Raw genomic sequence first — 21,081 nt, 5'->3', positions numbered from 1 at the left:
ACTGAACATTACGCCTGATGGCCCGAGCTGAAACCGGGTTCGATAGCACCGTTTCGATCATTTTCCGATACCCGCACAGCAACTGGCGTACGCCCGGGAGCTGCGAGGACCTTTCCCGTGGCCAGCAGGACCAGCAGCGCGGCCACCCCACCGGCACCCGCGACGGCGAAGCTCCACGCGGTCCCGCCCAGCTCCACGGCGGGGCCCGCCACGGCGGTTCCCGCCGCCGCGCCGACCCCGAACGTCGTCACGAGCCAGGAGAACGCCTCCGTCACCGTCCCCTGCGGAGCATGACGGTCCACCACGAGGAACGAGCAGGCGATCGCGGGTGCCAGGAACACCCCGGCCAGCGCGGCCAGCGCCGTCATCGCCCCCACGCCGGGCGTCAGCATCAGCGGCAGATAGCCGAGGGCCAGCAGCGCGACGATGACCCGCAGCCGGCGCTCCGGCGGCCCGGCCCACTGCCGCGCCCCGTACACCGAACCGCCGATCAGCGCGCCCAGTCCGAGCGCGGCCATCAGCCAGCCGTACACCGACTCCCGGCCGTGGTCGTCGGCGTACGCGACACCCGCGACCGTGATCGAACCCAGGGCGAGCCCGACGAAGAAGAACGAACCGAGCAGCGCCAGCAGGCCCGGCGAGCGCAGAGCGCCCAGCCAGTGCGCCTCGCGAGACGCCGAACGCCAGGTGCGGGACGGCTCCGAGACGACCACGGAGAGCGCCCCGAGCACCCCGATCGCGTTGATGACGAGCAGGGCGGCGGCGGGCGACCACAGTGCGACGAGCACCGTCACCAGCAGCGGCCCCAACGTGAACATGACCTCCTGGGCCACCGCGTCCATGGCGTAGGCGCGGTGCACCCGGTCCTCACGCCCGAGGACCGTCGGCCACAGCGCTCGCAGGCCGCCCTCCAGCGGCGGGGTGCAGACTCCGGCGACGATCACGGCCCCGTACGCGAGCGGCAGCGATCCGAGGCCCACCAGGGCCAGCACGGCCATGCCCAGCGCGGACAGCACGGCAGCGGGGAGCTGGACGCGCGGCTGGCCGTACAGGTCCACGGCCCGGCCCAGCAGCGGCTGCCCCGCCGCCGTGGCGAGGCCGTACACCGCCGCGAGCGCCCCCGCGAGGGTGTAGCTGCCGCCCTCGGCGCGGGTGAACAGGACGATCGCGATGTGCGCGGTGCCGCTCGGCAGCCGGCCCACCAGCGTGCCGACCAGCAGCCGCGCGGCATGCCTCGCCCGGAGGATGTCCAGAAATCCCGCGGCCATGTCCCGCTCCTTCTCCCTCGGACGTTGTTCCGACGCCGAGGTTTTACGTATAACGTCGAGGTTCATACGTACCATGTGCCCAGTCCACAGTCCACCTCGCCGCACGCACCAGCGCCCCACCCGACCAGTCCGGAGGTCTGCGTGACCAGCGCACCCCAGCCCGCCCCGGCCCGGCCCACCAGTCGCGACGTCGCGCGGGCCGCAGGCGTCTCGCAGGCGACCGTCTCCCTCGTCCTGGGCGGCAAATGGCGCGGCAGGGTCTCCGAGGCCACGGCCGAGCGCGTCCGCAGCGCCACCCAGGACCTCGGGTACCGGCCGAACCTCGCCGCCCGCAGCCTCCGCCTGGGGCACACGAGGACGGCGCTGCTGGTCGTTCCCGCCCTCACCAGCGAGTTCTTCGCCCGCGTCTACACCGGTGCGGCCGCGGTCGCCGCCGAGCACGACTTCGGGGTCGTCCTGTACCCCTCCCCCGAGGGCATGGGCCCGGCCCGCGACCCCTTCGCCTCCGCCCGCGCCGCACTCGACGGGGTCATCGCCTCCTCGATGGCCGCCGACGCCCTCGGCGCCCTGCGCGGCGCCGACCTCCCCCTGGTCATGCTGGACAGCGATCCCGCGGACCCGGGCGTCGCGGCCCGGGTCAACCTCGACATCGCGGACGGCATACGGCAGGTGACGGAGCATCTGCTGACGCTCGGCCACCGCCGCTTCCTCCACCTGGCGTCGGCCATCGACTCCTGGACCTTCGCCGTCCGCGCCCGGGCCGTCCGCGACGCCGTGCGGCAGGCGCCCGGCGCCGACGTACGGACCGTGGGGGCGGCGCTCGACGTGCGGGCCGGCCGGGAGGCCGCGGAGCACGCGCTGGCCGCTCCCGGACCCCGGCCGACCGCGATCATCTGCGACGACGACATCCTGGCCGCCGGCGCCTGCAAGGCGGCCCGTCGGCTCGGGCTGCGGGTCCCCGACGACGTCTCCGTCACCGGCTTCGACGACCTGGCCCTGGCGACCGCCGTCGAACCCGAACTCACCACCGTGCGGCTCCCCGCGGAACAGGTCGGCGAGCGCGGCATGAACGCCCTGCTGGCCGTCCTGGACGGCCGCCCGGCCGAACCCGGCAGCCTGCCCGTGCACCTGGTCGTGCGCGGCTCCTCCGCACCCCCGCCGCCCGGGTCATGACCGTGCCCCGGCCCACCGGGGACGGCGGACCGGGGCACAGGGACAGGCGGACGTGCTACTCCTCGGACGACTCCGGCGACTCGCCGGTCCCGGAGGGCTTCGTGACGTCGGTGGGGGCGTCGCCCCCGTCGCCGTCCTCGATGTCCGACGGGGCGTCCGTCGGCGTGGCCCCTCCGTCGGCCTCCAGCAGCCGCGCGAGCTGCCGGCCGACGATCCGCTTGAACTTCCGCTGCTGAGGCCTCGTACGGTCCAGGACCGCCACCTCGAGACGCTCGGCGGGGATCTCCCGCTCACTCCCGTTGGGATCACGGGACAGCGCCTGTACGGCCAGCTTGAGCGCCTCGGCCAGCGTCATCCCGTCACGGTGGCGCTGGTCCAGGAACGTACTGATCTGCTCCGCGTTGCCGCCGACCGCGACGGAACCGTGCTCGTCCACGATCGAGCCGTCGTGCGGCAGCCGGTAGATCTGGTCGCCCTCGGGCCTGGCACCCACTTCGGCCACCACCAGTTCCACCTCGTACGGCTTCTCGGCCGCACTGGAGAAAATGGTGCCCAGTGTCTGCGCATAGACGTTGGCCAGCCCACGGGCCGTCACATCGTCACGGTCGTAGGTATATCCGCGCAGGTCGGCATAGCGGACGCCGCCGATGCGCAGATTCTCGTACTCGTTGTACTTACCGGCGGCGGCAAAACCGATCCGGTCGTAGATCTCGCTGAACTTGTGCAGCGCACGGGACGGGTTCTCGCCGACGAACACAATGCCGTCGGCGTACTGCAGCACAACCAGGCTGCGACCACGGGCGATGCCCTTCCGGGCGTATTCCGCCCGGTCGGCCATGGCTTGCTGAGGTGAGACATAGAACGGCGTCGACACCGGCTATCCGTCCCTTTCTGTCAGTGACGAGTACATCGGAGGAAGCCCGGGAACCGGGATCAGAGCAGCGCGGCGCGCGGGCCGTCGGGCTGTTCCATCCGGCGCTCCAGGATCTGCCGGGCGACCTCCGAGGATTCCGTCTCGGTGAGCTTCCGGAAGCCCTCGTCGGTGATGACGGTGACGATCGGGTAGATCCGCCGGGCCACGTCCGGACCGCCGGTCGCCGAGTCGTCGTCCGCGGCGTCGTACAACGCCTGGACAACCAGGGTGAGCGCCTGCTCCTCCGTCAGGTCCTCGCGGTAGAGCTTCTTCATCGAGCCGCGGGCGAAGATCGACCCGGAGCCGGTGGCCGCGTAGCCGAGCTCCTCGGAGCGGCCGCCGGTGACGTCGTACGAGAAGATCCGGCCCTTCTCGCGGTCGAGGTCGAAGCCGGCGAAGATCGGGACCACGGCGAGGCCCTGCATGGCCATGGCCAGATTGCTGCGGATCATCGTGGAGAGCCGGTTCGCCTTGCCCTCCAGGGAGAGCTGGGCGCCCTCGACCTTCTCGAAGTGCTCCAGCTCCAGCTGGAAGAGCTTCACCATCTCCACCGCGAGACCGGCCGTGCCCGCGATGCCCACCGCCGAGTACTCGTCGGCCGGGAAGACCTTCTCGATGTCACGCTGCGCGATCATGTTGCCCATGGTCGCGCGCCGGTCACCGGCGAGCACCACGCCGCCGGGGAACGTCGTGGCGACGATGGTCGTCCCGTGCGGCGCCTCGATGGCTCCCTGCAGGGGCGGCAGGTGCCGGTTGCCGGGAAGCGTCTCGGGCGACTGCGCGGACAGGAAGTCCATGAACGAAGAGGATCCCGGCGTCAGGAAGGCAGCTGGTAGACGCCCGGTGCTACGAGTGTTGGCTTCCACGCGTTTCCCTCCAGGTAAGCGATGGCCCTGCGCAAGGTGTCAGGATCATCTCCCAACGTGCCGATGGCCGAATTGCAGTTGAAGCACAGTACGCCACGGACCCTACCCGTCCCGTAGCCGTGATCCACATGAACTTCGGGGCAACCGCGGGCTCCGCGGTGCCGGTTGTGGCCGCGCGGTACGGGCCGCCCTCGCCCGTACCGCGCGCACCACCTCGCACCCCGTGTTCACATGGGTGGACTACTGTCCACCCTTCTGAACGAAGGAACGCACAAAGTCCTCCGCGTTCTCTTCAAGCACGTCATCGATCTCGTCCAGAACCGAGTCGACATCGTCGCTCAGCTTCTCCTGTCGCTCCTTGAGGTCGTCGGCAGCCTGCGCGTCCTGCGCCTGCTCCTCGACCTCCTCGGTGGAGCGCGTCGCCTTCTGCTGTCCGCCGCCGGTGTCCTTGGTCGCCATGTAGCTCACCCCGCTCGGTTCGAAGCACTTGATCAGACCCTACCTACGAGGTCCGACATTGGCCCGGTAGTTCTCTCAACGCCCGGGGACCATCTCGATGATTCCCAGTCGGCGCCTGTTTCAGCCGCCGGACAGCACCCGCACGAGCTCTTCCGCCGTGCGGCAGCGGTCCAGGAGCTCCTTGACGTGGTTACGGGTCCCGCGCAGGGGTTCCAGGGTCGGTACCCGCTGCAACGAGTCATGGCCCGGCAGATCGAAGATGACCGAGTCCCAGGAGGCCGCGGCGACGTCGTCCGCGTACTGTTCGAGACAGCGGCCTCGGAAGTACGCTCTGGTGTCCTCCGGGGGCTTCGTACGGGCCTGCTCGACCTCGTTCTCGTCCAGCAGGCGCTTCATCTTCCCGCGGGCCGCCAGACGGTTGTAGAGGCCCTTCTCGGCCCTCACGTCGGCGTACTGCAGGTCCACCAGGTGCAGCCGGGCCGCGTCCCAGTCCAGGCTGTCGCGGCGGCGGTAGCCCTCCATGAGCTCCCGCTTGGCGATCCAGTCGAGCTCGCCGGAGAGGCTCATCGGATCGTTCTCCAGCCGGTTGAGGGTGTCCTCCCAGCGGATCAGGATGTCCTTGGTCTGCTCGTCGGCGTCCGCCCCGTACCGCTCCTCGACGTACTTGCGGCCGAGCTCGAAGTACTCCATCTGGAGCTGCACCGCGGTGAGTGTCCGGCCGCTGCGGAGTGTGATCAGGTGCTGCAGCGAGGGGTCGTGGGAGACGTGGTGCAGGGTGCGCACCGGCTGGTCGACGGCGAGGTCGACGTTGATGAAGCCGTCCTCGATCATCGACAGCACGAGCGCCGTGGTGCCGAGCTTCAGATAGGTGGAGATCTCCGACAGGTTCGCGTCGCCGATGATCACATGGAGGCGGCGGTACTTCTCGGCGTCGGAGTGGGGCTCGTCGCGGGTGTTGATGATGGGGCGCTTGAGTGTGGTCTCGAGGCCGACCTCGACCTCGAAATAGTCCGCGCGCTGGCTGATCTGGAAGCCGTGCTCATGGCCGTCCTGGCCGATTCCTACGCGGCCGGCGCCGGTGACGACCTGGCGGGACACGAAGAACGGGGTCAGGTGCCGCACGATGTCGGAGAACGGGGTCTCCCGCTTCATCAGGTAGTTCTCGTGCGTGCCGTAGGAGGCGCCCTTGTTGTCGGTGTTGTTCTTGTAGAGGTGGATCGGCTGGGCGCCGGGGAGCTGGGCCGCGCGTTCGGCGGCTTCGGCCATGATGCGTTCGCCGGCCTTGTCCCAGAGGACGGCGTCACGCGGGTTGGTGATCTCCGGCGAGCTGTACTCGGGGTGCGCATGGTCGACGTAGAGCCGGGCACCATTGGTGAGGATGACGTTGGCGAGGCCGATGTCCTCGTCGGTCAGCTGGCTGGCGTCGGCGGTCTCGCGGGCGAGGTCGAAGCCTCGCGCGTCTCGCAGCGGATTCTCCTCCTCGAAGTCCCAGCGGGCGCGTCGCGCCCGGTGCATCGCCGCCGCGTAGGCGTTGACGATCTGGGACGAGGTGAGCATGGCATTGGCGTTGGGGTGGCCGGGCACGGAGATCCCGTACTCCGTCTCGATGCCCATTACTCGCCGTACGGTCATGCGGCCCTCCTTGCCCGGCGGCGTTCCCTTCCGGGATCGGCGCTCAAGTACCGCTGCTTGTCCGGTGCGTGTGCGGTGCCCGCCCCCGCACTGCGCGACTGGGCGGTACGGAAGAGCCTAGAGCGCCTCTGCGCTGGTGGGGAGATCAATTACGTCATTGCTCCGGTGTCGTGGGAGCTGTCCGGAAAGCAACCGGCTGCGGATGCCCGGCCGGGCATCCGCAGCCGGTCTGCGTTCTACAGGTACTGCCCGGTGTTTGCCACCGTGTCGATGGAGCGACCGGTGTCTGCGCCCTGTTTTCCGGTGACGAGCGTGCGGATGAAGACGATCCGCTCGCCCTTCTTGCCGGAGATCCTGGCCCAGTCGTCGGGGTTGGTGGTGTTGGGAAGGTCCTCGTTCTCCTTGAACTCGTCCACGCATGCCTGGAGGAGATGGGAGACGCGAAGGCCCTTCTGGCCCTGGTCGAGGAAGGCCTTGATGGCCATCTTCTTGGCCCGGTCGACGATGTTCTGGATCATCGCGCCGGAGTTGAAGTCCTTGAAGTACAGGACTTCCTTGTCGCCGTTGGCGTACGTGACTTCGAGGAAGCGGTTCTCCTCGGACTCGGTGTACATCCGCTCGACGACGGACTGGATCATGGCGTGCGCCGCAGCTTCCTTGGAGCCGGAGTGCTCGGAGAGGTCGTCCGCGTGCAGAGGCAGCGAGGCCGTGAGGTACTTCGCGAAGATGTCCTTGGCGGCCTCCGCGTCCGGACGCTCGATCTTGATCTTCACATCGAGGCGGCCCGGGCGCAGGATCGCCGGGTCGATCATGTCCTCGCGGTTGGAGGCGCCGATCACGATGACGTTCTCCAGGCCCTCCACACCGTCGATCTCGGCGAGCAGCTGCGGGACGATGGTGTTCTCCACGTCCGAGCTGACGCCGGATCCGCGGGTGCGGAAGAGGGACTCCATCTCGTCGAAGAAGACGATGACGGGGGTGCCCTCGCTCGCCTTCTCCCGGGCACGCTGGAAGACGAGGCGGATGTGCCGCTCGGTCTCGCCGACGTACTTGTTGAGGAGCTCGGGGCCCTTGATGTTGAGGAAGTAGCTCTTGCCGGCCGGCTGCCCGGTGACCTCGGCGACCTTCTTGGCCAGGGAGTTGGCGACGGCCTTCGCAATGAGGGTCTTGCCGCATCCGGGCGGACCGTAGAGCAGGATGCCCTTCGGCGGCCGCAGTTCGTGCTCCTTGAAGAGGTCGGGGTGGAGGTAGGGGAGTTCGACCGCGTCCCGGATCAGCTCGATCTGCTCTCCCAGACCGCCGATCTTGTTGTAGTCGATGTCCGGCACCTCTTCGAGGACGAGCTCCTCGACCTCGCTCTTCGGCACCACTTCGTAGACATAGCCGGACCTGGGTTCGAGCAGCAGTGCGTCGCCGGGCCGGATGTTGATGTCGAGGAGCGGTTCGGCGAGCCGTACCACCCGTTCCTCGTCCGTGTGCCCGAGAACCAGGGCCCGCTCGCCGTCCTCGAGGATCTCCTTGAGAGTGACGATGTCCCCTGCCCGCTCGAATTCCATGGCTTCGACCACGTTGAGCGCTTCGTTGAGCATGACCTCCTGGCCGCGCCGGAGGTCGTCCAGCTCGACACTGGGACTGACGTTCACCCGGAGCTTGCGGCCCCCGGTGAAGATGTCGCAGGTGCCGTCCTCGTTGCCCTGCAGGAAGACTCCGAAGCCGGCCGGCGGCTGCGCGAGCCGGTCGACCTCCTCCTTGAGGGCCACGATCTGGTCGCGGGCCTCGCGCAGGGTGTTGGCGAGCCGCTCGTTCTGTGCCGATACGCCTGCGAGGTTGGTCTGCAACTCGACGATCCGCTCTTCGAGAATCCTCGTATGGCGCGGAGAGTCGGCGAGCTTACGTCGCAGGACGGCGATTTCCTGCTCGAGATAGGCGACCTGGCCGGCTGGGTCATCGGACCCCCGCCCGGGCCGGATGCCGCGGTTGATGTCGTCGTCGTGGGCTGCCACGGTCCTCACCTCCTCCAAGGGGAGCTGGACGCTTCCTGACCCTACCTGGGTGGGTGATGATTGAAACCCCTAGATCACAAAGACTCCGGAGTGTGTCCGATCTTCACCCTTGCGCTCTCCCTCACGCCAGGGGAATACCCACCCTTCAACATCGGAAAGCGGCCGGTTGTATCGTCGAACCGTTCAACACCCGTCAGGGCTGGCCATTTTTGGTTCGGATACGCAGGGAACGGCAGGAGAAATGACCGTGCAGCAGGACACTCCGACCGGGGGCGATGCGCAGGATCTCGAGGTCTGGATCGACCAGGACCTCTGCACGGGAGACGGCATCTGTGTGCAGTACGCACCTGAGGTCTTCGAGCTGGACATCGACGGTCTTGCCTACGTGAAGAGCAGCGCGGACGAGCTGCTGCAGGACAAGGGAGCGACGACGCCGGTACCGCTGCCGCTCCTCCAGGACGTGGTCGACTCGGCGAAGGAGTGCCCCGGCGACTGTATTCATGTACGGCGCGTTTCGGACAGGGTCGAGATCTACGGACCCGAGGCCGCCTGATACCGCCGGTCCGGTCGGCCGGCTGCAGCGCGTGACCGGTCAGATGCTGTTCGCACCGCTCTGCCCGGCACGGACGAAGGCGCCGTTCCGCCACTGCCAGGTGACCTTCTCCTGCTGGTCGGGGCAGCAGCGCGGAACATTGGCCGAGGAGTAGCCGAGGAGCGTGGCGGAGATGATCCCGTCACGCACGGTGAGATCGTCGACGCTCATTCTCCGGGCGGGGTCCACCAGGGTCGCGACGACCCGGGGTGCGGCCCCGCTTCCTTGTGTGAGGACGTAGACGCCGCTCGGCGGGGTACCGGATCCCGCGTCGCAGTGGACCACCGCGACGGTCTCGGGCCGGCCGTCGCCGTCGAGGTCGCCCGGCACCTGGTCGGCGACGGTGGTGTCCACCGTCCCGCACTCCAGCGGGAAGGTCGCGCGGGCCGGATCGGGGGCCGCGGCAGACGCGGTGCCGTGCTCCGCGGTCGTGCGGTGGGAGGTCGAGGCCGAGGCGGTGGCGGCGTCGGGCTGGAGCATGCCCGCTGCGGCGATGACGGCGGCCATGGCGGTCGCGGTGGCCAGCCAGTGCATCGGCGTGGTGTCGGTGTGCGCGAGGTCCGGGAGGTCGGAGGTCTGCACGCGGGATGTCTCCTGTGGTTCCTGGTTCGGCGATGCCTGTGGACGGCGGGACCGGTGGGGCGTCGGCCGTGGGTGGGGGTGGCCAGCATCGTGCCACACCTCACAGGACAGTGGAACGGTGGGGTGGGTACGGATCGCACTCCGGGGCGGGCGGTCCTCTGCCGGCGGCGTCCGGACCCGCAACGAAATGGCGCCGCCGCCGAGTTCCCGGGTCGGTCCGTGGAACTCGGCGGCGGCGCCGGTGCGTTGTGCGGGATCAGCCGCGGGACGAGCCGCTCTGGCTGCCGGGACCGTCGTAGTCCTCGCCGTACGCGCCCTTGGCGGGCCTGCGGCGGCGCAGCGGGGCCTCCACGCCGTCCGCGAGGCGGCGGGCGGTCACGAGGAAGCCGGTGTGGCCGATCATGCGGTGGTCCGGGCGGACGGCCAGGCCCTCGACGTGCCAGTTGCGGATCATCGATTCCCAGGGCTGCGGTTCGGCGAAGCAGCCCATCTCGCGGATGGACTCGACGGTCCGCGCGAGCTGGGTGGTGGTCGCGACGTACGCGCAGAGGATGCCGCCGGGCACGAGCGCCTTGGCGACTGCGTCCAGGCACTCCCAGGGGGCGAGCATGTCGAGGATGACGCGGTCGACGTCGGTGTCGGAGAGGTTGTCCTGCAGGTCACCCACGGTGAGCTGCCAGGCCGGGTGCGGTTCGCCGAAGTAGCGCTCGACGTTCTGCTGGGCGATCTCGGCGAAGTCCTCGCGGCGCTCGTACGAGTGCAGCATGCCCTGGTCGCCGATGGCGCGGAGCAGGAAGGTGGAGAGCGAGCCGGAGCCGACACCGGCCTCCACGACGCGGGCGCCGGGGAAGATGTCGGCGAACGCCAGGATCTGCCCCGCGTCCTTGGGGTAGACCACGGCGGCGCCGCGGGGCATGGACAGGACGTAGTCGGGGAGCAAGGGGCGCAGCGCGAGGTAGGCGACGTTTCCCGTGGTTCGGACCACACTGCCCTCGGGCGCACCGATCAGCTCGTCGTGCGGGAAAGAACCCTTGTGGGTGTGGAAGTTCTTTCCGGCTTCGAGCGTGAAGGTGTAGTGGCGTCCCTTGGGGTCGGTGAGCTGGACCTGGTCCCCGACCTTGAAGGGCCCGCGTCGGCGGGCGGCACCGGTCGGTTCAGACATGTGACCAGCGTACCGGTGTTTCCCGGGGCTCCGACCGCCCGCCCGGACAGCCCCCGGCGGCCTCTCTTCCGGATCATGCCGGGCTCGCCCTGATCCCGCCCGGTCCGGACAGCCCTCAGGCCGCGGGCCGGGCCATCGCGGCGACGAAGGCCCGTTCGACGTCGGCGGTGGACAGGACACCGTAGATCTCGCCGGTCTCCTCCAGGACGAGGTATTCGGTGGCGGGGCTGCTCCTGAGGGTGTCCAGGAGCGACTCGCCGGACAGCTCGGCGGAGATCTTCATGCCGTCGGTGAGGTCCTGGGCGAGGGAGCCGACCGCGACCCAGGGGCGGCGGTGTTCGGGGACGGAGACGATGGCGGTCTCCCGGACGACGGCCTTCGGATCGCCGTGCCCGTCGACGACGACGAGGGCGCGGGCGCCCGCCTCGTTGGCGCGGCGCAGTGCTTCGGAGAGCGGGGTGTCGGCCTCGACGGGGACGGCTCGCCGGGTGAGGGCGCGGGCGCGCAGCTCGGGCAGGTGCTCGCGCAGCCGGGCCATGCGCAGGCTGTTGCCGGCCCCGGTCCAGATGATGGCGCAGAGGATCGCGGCGAGCAGGGCGTCGGTGACGGTGTCCATGCCGCTGATCTCGTCGGTGTTGTTCCCGAATCCCCCGGTGTGGGTGAGGAGCGGGAGTCCGATGAGGACGGTGACGGCGAGGGCGCGGCCGACCCAGGCCGCCGCGACGGTGCCGCTCATGGGGCGTCCGGTGATCTTCCAGACGACGGCGCGGAGCATGCGGCCGCCGTCGAGCGGCAGTCCCGGCAGCAGGTTGAAGGCGGCGACGATCAGGTTGGAAATCATCAGGCCGGCGAGCAGGACACCGGGGACGGTGCCGGGTTCGACGAACTTCATGCCGACGTAGAAGACGCCGGCGAGGACCAGCGAGAGCAGCGGGCCGACGAAGGCGAGGACGAATTCGCGGCCGGGGGTCTCGGACTCCTTCTCGATCTCGGAGACGCCGCCGAAGAACTGCAGCTGGATGCGGCGCACGGGGAGCTTGTAGCGCAGCGCCACCACGGTGTGGGCGAGTTCGTGGACGAGCACGGAGGCGTAGAACGCGATCGCGAAGAAGAGGGAGACCAGATAGCGGGCCCCGCCGAGCTCGGGCAGCACGCGGTCGAGCTGGCCGCCGAAGACCCAGGTGATGAGAGCCGCGACGAGGAACCAGCTGGGCGCGACGTACACCGGCACACCGAAGGGCCGGCCCATCAGCAGGCCGCCGCCCGGCTCTCGGGGGCGCTGCGGTTTGCCGTTCTCGGGCGCGGGGTCGGTTCCCCCGGCGCCGGGCTGCGGCTGCCCGCTGTCGCCGCTCTCGTCCACGGGGTCCCTTCGGTCGGTGCCGTCCGGCACGATCATGCAGTGTGCGAGGGTCTGTGGTCGATGGTATGCCGCGGAGTGTCAGTGGGGGGCCGTAGGGTCTTCGTCATGACTTCCGTGCCCCGGCCGTCGCAGCCGCCCTCGTCCCTGTCGCCGTCGCGGGCGAGTGACTTCATGCAGTGTCCTCTGCTGTACCGGTTCCGGGTCATCGACAGGCTGCCGGAGAAGCCCAGCGAGGCGGCTACCCGGGGGACGCTGGTCCATGCGGTCCTGGAGCGGCTGTTCGACAATCCGGCGGCGGAGCGCACGGCCGGCCGGGCGACGGCGCTGATCCCCGGCCAGTGGGACAGGCTGCTGGAGTCGAAGCCGGAGCTGTCGGAGCTGTTCGCCGAGGATCCGCAGGGCGAGCGGCTCTCGGGATGGCTGGCGGAGGCGGAGCGGCTGGTGGAGCGGTGGTTCTCGCTGGAGGATCCCACGCGCCTGGAGCCGGCCGAGCGGGAGCTGTTCGTCGAGACGGAGCTGGAGTCGGGGCTGCGGCTGCGCGGGGTGATCGACCGGATCGACGTGGCGCCCACGGGCGAGGTCCGGATCGTGGACTACAAGACGGGGAAGGCACCGCGGCCGGAGTATGCGGAGGGCGCCCTGTTCCAGATGAAGTTCTACGCCCTGGTCATCTGGCGGCTGAAGGGCGTGGTGCCGCGCCGGCTGCAGCTGGTCTATCTGGGCAGCGGCGACATCATGACGTACGACCCGGTCGTGGCGGATCTGGAGCGGGTGGAGCGGAAGCTGCTGGCCCTGTGGGACGCGATCAGGCTGGCCACGGAGACGGGCGAGTGGCGGCCGCGGCCGACGAAGCTCTGCGGCTGGTGCGACCACCAGGCGGTCTGTCCGGAATTCGGCGGGACTCCCCCGGTATACCCGCTGTCGGTACGCCCGGCGGAGTCGGGGCAAGGTGTCCAGGGCACAATGGGCCCGGCCCGCGCCGAGGCCGGTCGGCCGGCGGCCGTCGAAGGACATTGAGGAGATCTGGTGGCAATCCGCGTCCTACTGGTCGATGACCAGCCGCTGCTGCGCACCGGCTTCCGGATGATTCTGGAGGCCGAGGGAGATCTCGCGGTGGTGGGTGAGGCCGGTGACGGTCTCCAGGCTCTCGATCAGGTGCGGGCACTGCAGCCCGACGTGGTGCTGATGGACATCCGCATGCCGCGGATGGACGGTGTCGAGGCGACGCGTCAGATCACGGGCCCGGGCCGGGACGGTCCGGCGAAGGTGCTCGTGCTGACCACGTTCGATCTCGACGAGTACGTGGTGGAGGCGCTGCGCGCCGGGGCCAGCGGCTTCCTGCTGAAGGACGCTCCGGCCAACGAACTGGTGCAGGCGATCCGGGTGGTCGCGGCGGGCGAGGCGATGCTGGCCCCGAGCATCACGCGCAGGCTGCTGGACAAGTACGCCGACCATCTGCCGTCGGGCGAGGACTCCGTGCCGGACACGCTGCACACGCTGACGGAGCGCGAGGTGGAGGTCCTGAAGCTGGTGGCACGCGGGCTGTCGAATGCGGAGATCGCCGCCGATCTGTTCGTCAGCGAGACGACAGTCAAGACGCATGTGGGCCATGTGCTGACGAAGCTGGGGCTGCGTGACCGGGTGCAGGCCGCGGTGTACGCGTACGAGAGCGGGCTGGTGCGCCCCGGCGCCCAGTGATCCGGCCGGTGCGGCCGGGACGGGGCGCCGGGGTGGCGCCGTGGTTCAGACGGTGCCGCGGCCGAGCTCCCAGAGCTGCAGGTCGGCCGAGGAGTTGACCGACCACTCGACGCCGGTGAGGCCGTCGCGGGAGGCGACGTACTGCTTGCCCTGCCAGATCGGGAGTACCGGGACGTCGTCGGCGACGATGTCCTGGAGCTTCTCGAAGGTCTTGCCGGCGGAGGCCCGGTCGGCTTCCCGGCGGGACTGCGGGATCAGCGTCTTCTGGGCCTCGGTGGACTCGTAGGGCGAGTTCAGGAAGTTGTTCTTGTCGAGGAACGGCGCCGTGTAGTTGTCCGGGTCCGGGAAGTCCGGGAACCAGCCCATGCCGTAGACGGCGTAGTCGCCGCGCTTCTGGGCAGGGCGGTACTTCGCCCAGGGGGTGCCCTCGACCGTTACGTCGAACAGCCCGGTGTCGTTGAGCTGCTTCTGCAGGGCCTTGAACTCGGTGGCGGTGGCGGGGCCGTAGTGGTCGGTCGTGTAGTGCAGGGTGAACTTCACCGGCGTGTCGATACCCGCGGCCTGCAGGATGGCGGCGGCTTTGGTCGCGCTGGGCTCGCCGTACTTGTTGTAGAACGAGTTGGTGTGCCCGGTGATGCTGGACGGGATCAGCGAGTACAGCGGCTCCGCGGTGGTGCCGTACACCTGGCCCGCGATCTGGCCGCGGTCGACGACCTGGGCGATGGCCTGACGCACGGCCCGGTCCTTCATCGCGGGATCGGTGGTGTCGAACGCGAGGTAGCTGATGGCGAGGCCGGGCATCTCCGTGAGCTTGATGCCCTCCTTCGGCTTCTCCAGCATCTGCTGGGCCTGCTCGGGCGACATGGTGCGGGTCATCATGTCGATCTTCTGGTCGTCGAGCGCCTTGCCCATGGCGGCGGCGTCGGGGAAGAGGTCCAGTTCGACCTTGTCGTTGAGGACCTTCAGATCACCCTTGTAGCGCGGGTTCTTGGTGAAGACGACCTTGACGACCTGATCGTTCTTGATTTCCGGCTTCATCGTGTACGGGCCGGAGCCGTCGACCTGGAAGCCGTTGCGCGGGGAAGTCGCCGGGTACTTGCTCTTCTGCACGATGCCTGCGGCCGGCGTGGCGAGCTTGTACGGGAAGGTCGCGTCCGGCGTGCTCAGGTGGAAGACGACCTCGTCGTCGCCGTTCGTCTCGATCGTGTCGATGTTGGCGAGCAGACCGACGGGTCCGTTGTCGGACTTGATGTCGATGACCCGGTTGATCGAGTACTTGACGTCCTCGGCGGTCACGGCCGTGCCGTCGGCGAACGTGAGGCCGGAGCGCAGCTTGCAGCGGTAGCTCTCGTTCTCCCGGTCGGTGAAGGTACAGCTGCTGGCGGCCTCGGGGACGGGTTCACCGCCGCCGCGCGGGACGTGGGTCAGGGTCTGCACGGTCTGCCGCAGGACGTTCCACACGCCTGCTTCGTAGCCTATGGCGGGGTCGAGCGGCGCGGGGTTGTCATCGGTGGCGACGAACTGGTCCGTGGTGCCGACAACGATGGCGGCCTTGCCATCGCTCCCGCCTTCCGTCCCGCCGCACGCAGCGAGTACGGGCGCGAGCAGGCCGACGACGGCCGGCAGCACCAGAGTCTTGCGGTTCATCTTGGACGTTCTCCCTCATCCGGCCGGTGAGAAAACGACATTAGTGCGCGCCGCCGCTAATGCCGGACCGGTGTTCTCCGATGCGTAATCGAATGGTGAAGGAAAGAGACGTCGAGTCGATTTCCCGGGTGAGGAAGGTTCTGTACAGGGCAGAACGAATCAGGACAGTTGGGTGGATCAAAACGGTCAACCGGGTCGATCTTGAGAGAGCCGACTGGCCTTCGACGTGACAAAGGTCACGCCCGGACCACTTCTCTTCCGTGGAGTGCACCCGCCGCACACACACGTACGTGCGACGAAATACGCACACCGCAGCGCCGAGAGTTTTGCTGTTTATTCACAGAAATACTCTCGGTAGATGAATCAATGCCTTCCGGTGACCAGTCCCCGCAGAAAGGCGAGATCGACTTCTTCGAGCGAACCCACCACGACCCGGCCGGAGGCGGGTGCGATCGGCGCCACGGACGGCACGGCGACGACCCAGCAGCCGGCGGCCTCCGCCGCGGCGACTCCGGTCGCGGTGTCCTCGATCACCGCACAGCGCTCCGGGGCGGCCCCGAAGCCGAGGGCGGCGGTGAGATAGGGCTCCGGGTGCGGCTTGGTCCGGGTGACCTCGTCGCCTGCGACGGTGAGCGAGAAGTGGTGGTGGCCGACCGAGTCCAGCACCCGGTCGATGATGCGCCGGTGCGAGGCGGAGACCAGGGCCGTCGGCACCTCGTGGGCCGCCAGCTCGGCGAGCAGCCGGGCGGCGCCCGGCATCAGCGGCACACCGTGGTCAATGCGCGCCTCGAAGCGGTCGTTGAGCAGCACGGTCAGCTCGGCAAGAGTGATGTCCGCGCCGGTGACATCGATGAGATAGCCGGCGCTGCGGGTCATCGGGCCGCCGACCACCACGTCCCGCCACGCCTCGTCCAGCCGGTGGCCGAGTTCGGAGAAGACCTCGACCTCGGTGTCCCACCAGAAACCCTCGGTGTCGACCAGGGTGCCGTCCATGTCGAGAAAGACGGCCTGAAGGGCGGCGCCTTCGGCCGTACGGGTCAAGGACGCGGAGACCGTACTTGTCATGCGGCACACCTTCCACGAGGGACGAGAAGGCCGGTCACCATTTCCGGAGGAAAAGGCGACCGGCCTGCACTGGACCGACCAGTGTACGACTCGACCCGCGTCCGTGCGTCGGACGTGTGGTCACCGCGCGTTGAAGTACTTCGCCTCCGGGTGATGGATGACGATCGCGTCGGTGGACTGCTCCGGATGCAGCTGGAACTCCTCGGAGAGGTGGACCCCGATCCGCTCGGGCCGGAGCAGGTCGGCGATCTTGGCCCGGTCCTCGAGATCGGGGCAGGCGCCGTAGCCGAGGGAGAAGCGCGCCCCGCGGTACTTCAGCGCGAACATGTCCTCGACGTCGGCGGGGTCCTCGCCGCCGAAGCCGAGCTCCGAGCGGACCCGGGCGTGCCAGTACTCGGCGAGGGCCTCGGCCAGCTGGACGGAGAGGCCGTGCAGCTCCAGGTAGTCGCGGTAGGAGTTGGCCTCGAAAAGCTTGGCGGTCTCCTCGCCGATCTTCGAACCGACGGTGACGACCTGGAGGCCGATCACATCCCTCTCACCGGACTCCTCGGGACGGAAGAAGTCGGCGAGGCAGAGGCGGCGGCCGCGGCGCTGGCGCGGGAAGGTGAAGCGGGTGCGCTCGGAGCCGTCCTCGTGGAGCAGGATCAGGTCGTCGCCCTTGGAGACGCAGGGGAAGTAGCCGTAGACCACGGCGGCTTCCAGCAGGTTCTCGGTGTGCAGCTTGTCGAGCCAGCCGCGCAGGTGCGGGCGGCCCTCGGTCTCCACGAGTTCCTCGTACGTCGGTCCGTCACCGGCGCGGGACTGCTTGAGGCCCCACTGGCCCTTGAAGAGCGCGCCTTCGTCGAGCCAGGAGGCGTACTCCTTGAGCTGGATGCCCTTGACGACACGGGTGCCCCAGAAGGGCGGCTCGGGGACGGGGTTGTCGGTGGCGACGTCGGAGCGTGCCGGGCCCTCGAGCTCGTCGACCTCGAGCACCGCGCCGTCCCGCTTGGGGACGCGGCGCTGCTTGAGTTCGGGGAGCACGGCGCCGGGAACGCCGCGCTTGACCGCGATCAGGGCGTCCATCAGGCGCAGCCCCTCGAACGCGTCGCGGGCGTAGCGGACCTCGCCCTCGTAGATCTCGTGAAGGTCCTGTTCGACATAGGCCCTGGTGAGAGCCGCGCCCCCGAGGATCACCGGATACTCGGCGGCCAGCTTGCGCTGGTTCAGCTCCTCCAGGTTCTCCTTCATGATCACGGTGGACTTCACCAGGAGGCCGGACATGCCGATGACGTCGGCGCGGTGCTCCTCGGCGGCTTCCAGGATCGCGGAGACCGGCTGCTTGATGCCGATGTTGACGACGTTGTAGCCGTTGTTGGACAGGATGATGTCGACGAGGTTCTTGCCGATGTCGTGGACGTCACCGCGGACGGTGGCCAGCACGATGGTGCCCTTGCCCTCCGCGTCGGACTTCTCCATGTGCGGTTCCAGGTACGCCACCGCGGACTTCATGACCTCGGCGGACTGGAGCACGAACGGCAGCTGCATCTGGCCGGAGCCGAAGAGCTCGCCGACGACCTTCATGCCTTCGAGCAGCGTGTCGTTGACGATGTCGAGCGCCGGCCGGGTCTGCAGTGCCTCGTCGAGGTCGGTCTCCAGGCCGTTCTTCTCGCCGTCGATGATGCGGCGCTGGAGGCGCTCGTCGAGCGGAAGGGCGAGAAGCTCCTCGGCCTTGCCCGCCTTCATGGACTTCGTGCTCACGCCCTCGAAGAGCTCCATGAGCTTCTGGAGGGGGTCGTAGCCCTCGGCGCGGCGGTCGTGGATGAGGTCGAGGGCGACCTTGACCTGCTCCTCGTCCAGGCGCGCGATGGGCAGAATCTTGGAGGCGTGCACGATCGCGGAGTCGAGACCGGCCTTGACGCACTCGTCGAGGAAGACGGAGTTCAGCACGACACGGGCGGCCGGGTTGAGCCCGAAGGAGATGTTGGACAGGCCGAGCGTGGTCTGTACGTCGGGGTGGCGCTTCTTCAGTTCGCGGATGGCCCCGATGGTGGCGATGCCGTCGCCCCGGGACTCCTCCTGACCGGTACAGATGGTGAAGGTCAGGGCGTCGATCAGGATGTCCGACTCCTTGATGCCCCAGTTTCCGGTCAGGTCCGCGATGAGCCGCTCGGCGACGGCGACCTTGTGCTCGACGGTACGGGCCTGGCCCTCCTCGTCGATGGTCAGGGCGATCAGCGCGGCGCCGTGCTCGGCGGCCAGCGCGGTGACCTTGGCGAAGCGCGACTCGGGTCCGTCCCCGTCCTCGTAGTTGACGGAGTTGAGGACGGCCCGGCCGCCGAGCTTCTCCAGGCCGGCCCGCAGGACGGGCAGCTCGGTGGAGTCGAGCACGATCGGGAGGGTGGAGGCGGTGGCGAAGCGGCCGGCCAGCTCCTCCATGTCCGCGACCCCGTCGCGGCCGACGTAGTCGACGCAGAGGTCGAGCATGTGGGCGCCCTCGCGGATCTGGTCGCGGGCCATCTCCACGCAGTCGTCCCAGCGGGCCTCCAGCATGGCCTCGCGGAACTTCTTGGATCCGTTGGCGTTCGTACGTTCGCCGATCGCGAGGTACGAGGTGTCCTGGCGGAACGGGACCGTCTGGTACAGGGACGCGGCGCCCGGTTCGGGGTGCGGGGTGCGGGGGGTGACGGCGACGCCGCGCACCCGCTCGACGACCTGGCGCAGATGCTCCGGGGTGGTGCCGCAGCAGCCTCCGACCAGGGAGAGGCCGTACTCGCGGACGAAGGTCTCCTGGGCGTCGGCCAGCTCGGCCGGGGACAGCGGGTAGTGCGCGCCGTCCTTGCCGAGGACGGGGAGGCCCGCGTTGGGCATGCAGGACAGCGGGATGCGCGAGTGACGGGCGAGGTAGCGCAGGTGCTCGCTCATCTCGGCGGGGCCGGTTGCGCAGTTCAGGCCGATCAGATCGATGCCGAGGGGTTCCAGGGCGGTCAGCGCCGCGCCGATCTCGGAGCCGAGCAGCATCGTGCCGGTCGTCTCGACGGTGACGGAACAGATCACCGGCAGGTTCACGCCGGTGGCCGCCAGGGCGCGGCGGGCGCCGATGATCGAGGCCTTGGTCTGCAGCAGGTCCTGGGTGGTCTCGATCAGGAGGGCGTCGGCGCCTCCGGCGATCATGCCTTCGGCGTTCTGCTGGTAGGCGTCGCGGAGCTTGCCGTACGGGGCGTGGCCCAGCGTCGGCAGCTTCGTACCCGGGCCCATGGAGCCGAGCACCCAGCGCTGCTGACCGGTGGAGGCGGTGAACTCGTCGGCGACCTCGCGGGCGATGCGCGCGCCGGCCTCGGAGAGTTCGTGGACCCGCTCGGGAATGTCGTACTCGCCCAGGGCGGCGAGGTTGGCACCGAACGTGTTCGTCTCGACGCAGTCCACGCCGACCGCGAAGTACTCCTCGTGCACGGCCCGCACGATGTCCGGGCGGGTGACGTTGAGGATCTCGTTGCAGCCTTCGAGGTTCTGGAAGTCCTCGAGGGTGGGGTCCTGTGCCTGGAGCATGGTGCCCATGGCACCGTCGGCTACCACCACTCGGGTGGCGAGCGCCTCGCGGAGGGCTTCGGCTCGGTTCCGGCTGTCAGCGGAAAGGGGCGGTGACGAGGCCATGGATGTGCTCCCTGGGATGCGACGGCTGTCGGCTTTGCGGCTTTCGGAAGAAGCCGCACGTCGCCAGAGTAGCCGGGCGGCGCCTCGGAGCGTCACTGTGTCCCACGGAACGGACTGCACGCTGTGCGGGGGATGTCCGGGTCGGGACAGCGAAGCGTGTTGTTCGCGCGGCCGAGCATCGGTCGACATCGGCCGATAGTGTTCAGCATTGTCGAATCATAGTGGAGGAGTACGGCGCCATGGCCAAGAACATCCAGTCGCTCGAGCGGGCGGCGGCGATGCTGCGTCTGCTGGCAGGCGGCGAACGTCGGCTGGGCCTCTCCGACATCGCCTCCTCCCTGGACCTGGCCAAGGGCACCGCGCACGGCATCCTGCGCACGCTTCAGCACGAGGGCTTCGTCGAGCAGGACCCGGCATCCGGGCGCTACCAGCTGGGCGCCGAGTTGCTGCGGCTCGGCAACAGCTATCTGGACGTCCACGAGCTGCGGGCCCGCGCCCTGGTCTGGACGGACGACCTGGCCCGCTCCAGCGGCGAGAGCGCGCACCTCGGCGTCCTGCACCAGCAGGGCGTCCTCATCGTGCACCACGTGTTCCGGCCGGACGACAGCCGGCAGGTCCTGGAGGTCGGGGCGATGCAGCCGCTGCACTCCACGGCGCTGGGCAAGGTACTGGCGGCGTACGACCCGGTGGCACACACCGAGGCCCTCGAGACCGAGCGCCGGCCCTTCACCCCGCGGACCGTCACCGACCTGGAGGAGTTCGAATCGGTGCTCGATCTGACCCGGGCCCGCGGCTGGGCGGCCGACATAGAGGAGACCTGGGAGGGCGTGGCCGCGGTGGCCGCGCCGATCCACGACCGGCGCCGGATGCCGGTGGGCGCGGTGGCCGTGACCGGCGCGGTGGAACGGGTCTGCTCCGGCGGCGAGCTGCGGCCCGAGCTGGTGGCGGCCGTCCGGGACTGTGCACGGGCCGTCTCCCGGGATCTCGGCGCCGGGCGCTTCTGACCGTTCTGGCGGATCATCGGTAAC

17 protein-coding genes and 1 pseudogene are annotated in these 21,081 nt (G+C 69.2%); 5 read left to right on the top strand and 13 right to left on the bottom strand.

Going from position 1 to position 21,081, the window contains the following annotated elements; translation table 11 throughout:
• Positions 1–8: 8 nt before the first annotated feature.
• Positions 9–1,268: an MFS transporter gene (locus tag OG878_RS31415; protein WP_328889902.1), complete on the bottom strand. Its 1,260-nt coding sequence runs from the start codon at positions 1,266–1,268 to the stop codon at positions 9–11.
• A gap of 141 nt (positions 1,269–1,409) precedes the next feature.
• Here OG878_RS31415 and OG878_RS31410 point away from each other — a divergent pair, with 141 nt between their 5' ends.
• Complete coding sequence (locus OG878_RS31410) at positions 1,410–2,441, top strand: LacI family DNA-binding transcriptional regulator (RefSeq protein WP_328889901.1); 1,032 nt, start codon at positions 1,410–1,412, stop codon at positions 2,439–2,441.
• Between the two features lie 55 nt (positions 2,442–2,496).
• Here OG878_RS31410 and prcA read toward each other — a convergent pair whose 3' ends face one another.
• The 6 genes and pseudogenes from prcA to arc all read right to left on the bottom strand — a co-directional run bounded on the left by prcA (position 2,497) and on the right by arc (position 8,314).
• Positions 2,497–3,315 carry a proteasome subunit alpha gene (prcA, locus tag OG878_RS31405; protein WP_328889900.1) on the bottom strand — a complete coding sequence of 273 codons (819 nt, stop codon included), beginning with the start codon at positions 3,313–3,315 and terminating at the stop codon, positions 2,497–2,499.
• A gap of 59 nt (positions 3,316–3,374) precedes the next feature.
• A complete protein-coding gene (gene prcB, locus OG878_RS31400) occupies positions 3,375–4,220 on the bottom strand; it encodes a proteasome subunit beta (protein ID WP_328889899.1) in 846 nt (281 codons plus the stop codon).
• A pseudogene (locus OG878_RS31395) lies at positions 4,172–4,369 on the bottom strand (endonuclease domain-containing protein); the annotation flags it as partial. The pseudogene OG878_RS31395 and the gene prcB, both read right to left, overlap by 49 nt.
• A 91-nt stretch (positions 4,370–4,460) precedes the next feature.
• A complete protein-coding gene (locus OG878_RS31390; protein WP_037701567.1) occupies positions 4,461–4,679 on the bottom strand; it encodes a ubiquitin-like protein Pup in 219 nt (72 codons plus the stop codon).
• Between the two features lie 120 nt (positions 4,680–4,799).
• Positions 4,800–6,311: a depupylase/deamidase Dop gene (gene dop, locus OG878_RS31385; RefSeq protein ID WP_356122202.1), complete on the bottom strand. Its 1,512-nt coding sequence runs from the start codon at positions 6,309–6,311 to the stop codon at positions 4,800–4,802.
• A gap of 236 nt (positions 6,312–6,547) precedes the next feature.
• Positions 6,548–8,314 carry a proteasome ATPase gene (gene arc, locus OG878_RS31380; protein ID WP_328889897.1) on the bottom strand — a complete coding sequence of 589 codons (1,767 nt, stop codon included), beginning with the start codon at positions 8,312–8,314 and terminating at the stop codon, positions 6,548–6,550.
• 241 nt (positions 8,315–8,555) lie between these two features.
• Here arc and OG878_RS31375 point away from each other — a divergent pair, with 241 nt between their 5' ends.
• Positions 8,556–8,867 carry a ferredoxin gene (locus OG878_RS31375; RefSeq protein ID WP_277325263.1) on the top strand — a complete coding sequence of 104 codons (312 nt, stop codon included), beginning with the start codon at positions 8,556–8,558 and terminating at the stop codon, positions 8,865–8,867.
• 39 nt (positions 8,868–8,906) lie between these two features.
• On the opposite strand, the gene OG878_RS31370 is transcribed toward OG878_RS31375, so the two are convergent.
• The 3 genes from OG878_RS31370 to OG878_RS31360 form a co-directional block, all read right to left on the bottom strand.
• Positions 8,907–9,488 (bottom strand): hypothetical protein, encoded by a 582-nt coding sequence (locus OG878_RS31370; RefSeq protein WP_328889896.1) that lies wholly within the window; start codon positions 9,486–9,488, stop codon positions 8,907–8,909.
• A 256-nt stretch (positions 9,489–9,744) separates the two neighbouring features.
• Positions 9,745–10,650, bottom strand: coding sequence for a tRNA (adenine-N1)-methyltransferase (locus tag OG878_RS31365; protein WP_030918422.1), 906 nt, complete (start codon positions 10,648–10,650; stop codon positions 9,745–9,747).
• A 115-nt stretch (positions 10,651–10,765) separates the two neighbouring features.
• Positions 10,766–12,010: a site-2 protease family protein gene (locus OG878_RS31360; RefSeq protein WP_328891447.1), complete on the bottom strand. Its 1,245-nt coding sequence runs from the start codon at positions 12,008–12,010 to the stop codon at positions 10,766–10,768.
• Positions 12,011–12,181: 171 nt separating this feature from the next.
• On the opposite strand from OG878_RS31360, the gene OG878_RS31355 reads away from it, so the two are divergent.
• Both OG878_RS31355 and OG878_RS31350 read left to right on the top strand, forming a co-directional pair.
• A complete protein-coding gene (locus tag OG878_RS31355) occupies positions 12,182–13,027 on the top strand; it encodes a RecB family exonuclease (protein WP_328891446.1) in 846 nt (281 codons plus the stop codon).
• Positions 13,028–13,036: 9 nt separating this feature from the next.
• Positions 13,037–13,708, top strand: a complete 672-nt coding sequence (locus tag OG878_RS31350) for a response regulator (protein WP_277325265.1) — start codon at positions 13,037–13,039, stop codon at positions 13,706–13,708.
• A 45-nt stretch (positions 13,709–13,753) separates the two neighbouring features.
• Here the strand turns inward: OG878_RS31350 and OG878_RS31345 are convergent, their stop codons facing one another.
• From OG878_RS31345 to metH, 3 genes are all read right to left on the bottom strand, one after another.
• Complete coding sequence (locus OG878_RS31345; protein WP_328889895.1) at positions 13,754–15,355, bottom strand: ABC transporter substrate-binding protein; 1,602 nt, start codon at positions 15,353–15,355, stop codon at positions 13,754–13,756.
• A gap of 363 nt (positions 15,356–15,718) precedes the next feature.
• Entirely contained in the window at positions 15,719–16,420 is a 702-nt protein-coding gene (locus tag OG878_RS31340; protein WP_328889894.1) for an HAD family hydrolase, read from the bottom strand.
• A 120-nt stretch (positions 16,421–16,540) separates the two neighbouring features.
• Positions 16,541–20,053 (bottom strand): methionine synthase, encoded by a 3,513-nt coding sequence (metH, locus tag OG878_RS31335; RefSeq protein ID WP_328889893.1) that lies wholly within the window; start codon positions 20,051–20,053, stop codon positions 16,541–16,543.
• Between the two features lie 239 nt (positions 20,054–20,292).
• Between metH and OG878_RS31330 the strand changes: the two genes are divergently transcribed.
• Entirely contained in the window at positions 20,293–21,057 is a 765-nt protein-coding gene (locus tag OG878_RS31330) for an IclR family transcriptional regulator (protein WP_328889892.1), read from the top strand.
• The last annotated feature ends 24 nt before the right edge of the window (positions 21,058–21,081 follow it).

Source organism: Streptomyces sp. NBC_00316 (assembly GCF_036158715.1).
Taxonomy (GTDB): Bacteria; Actinomycetota; Actinomycetes; order Streptomycetales; family Streptomycetaceae; genus Streptomyces.
This window is presented reverse-complemented; position numbering and strand designations above follow the sequence as displayed.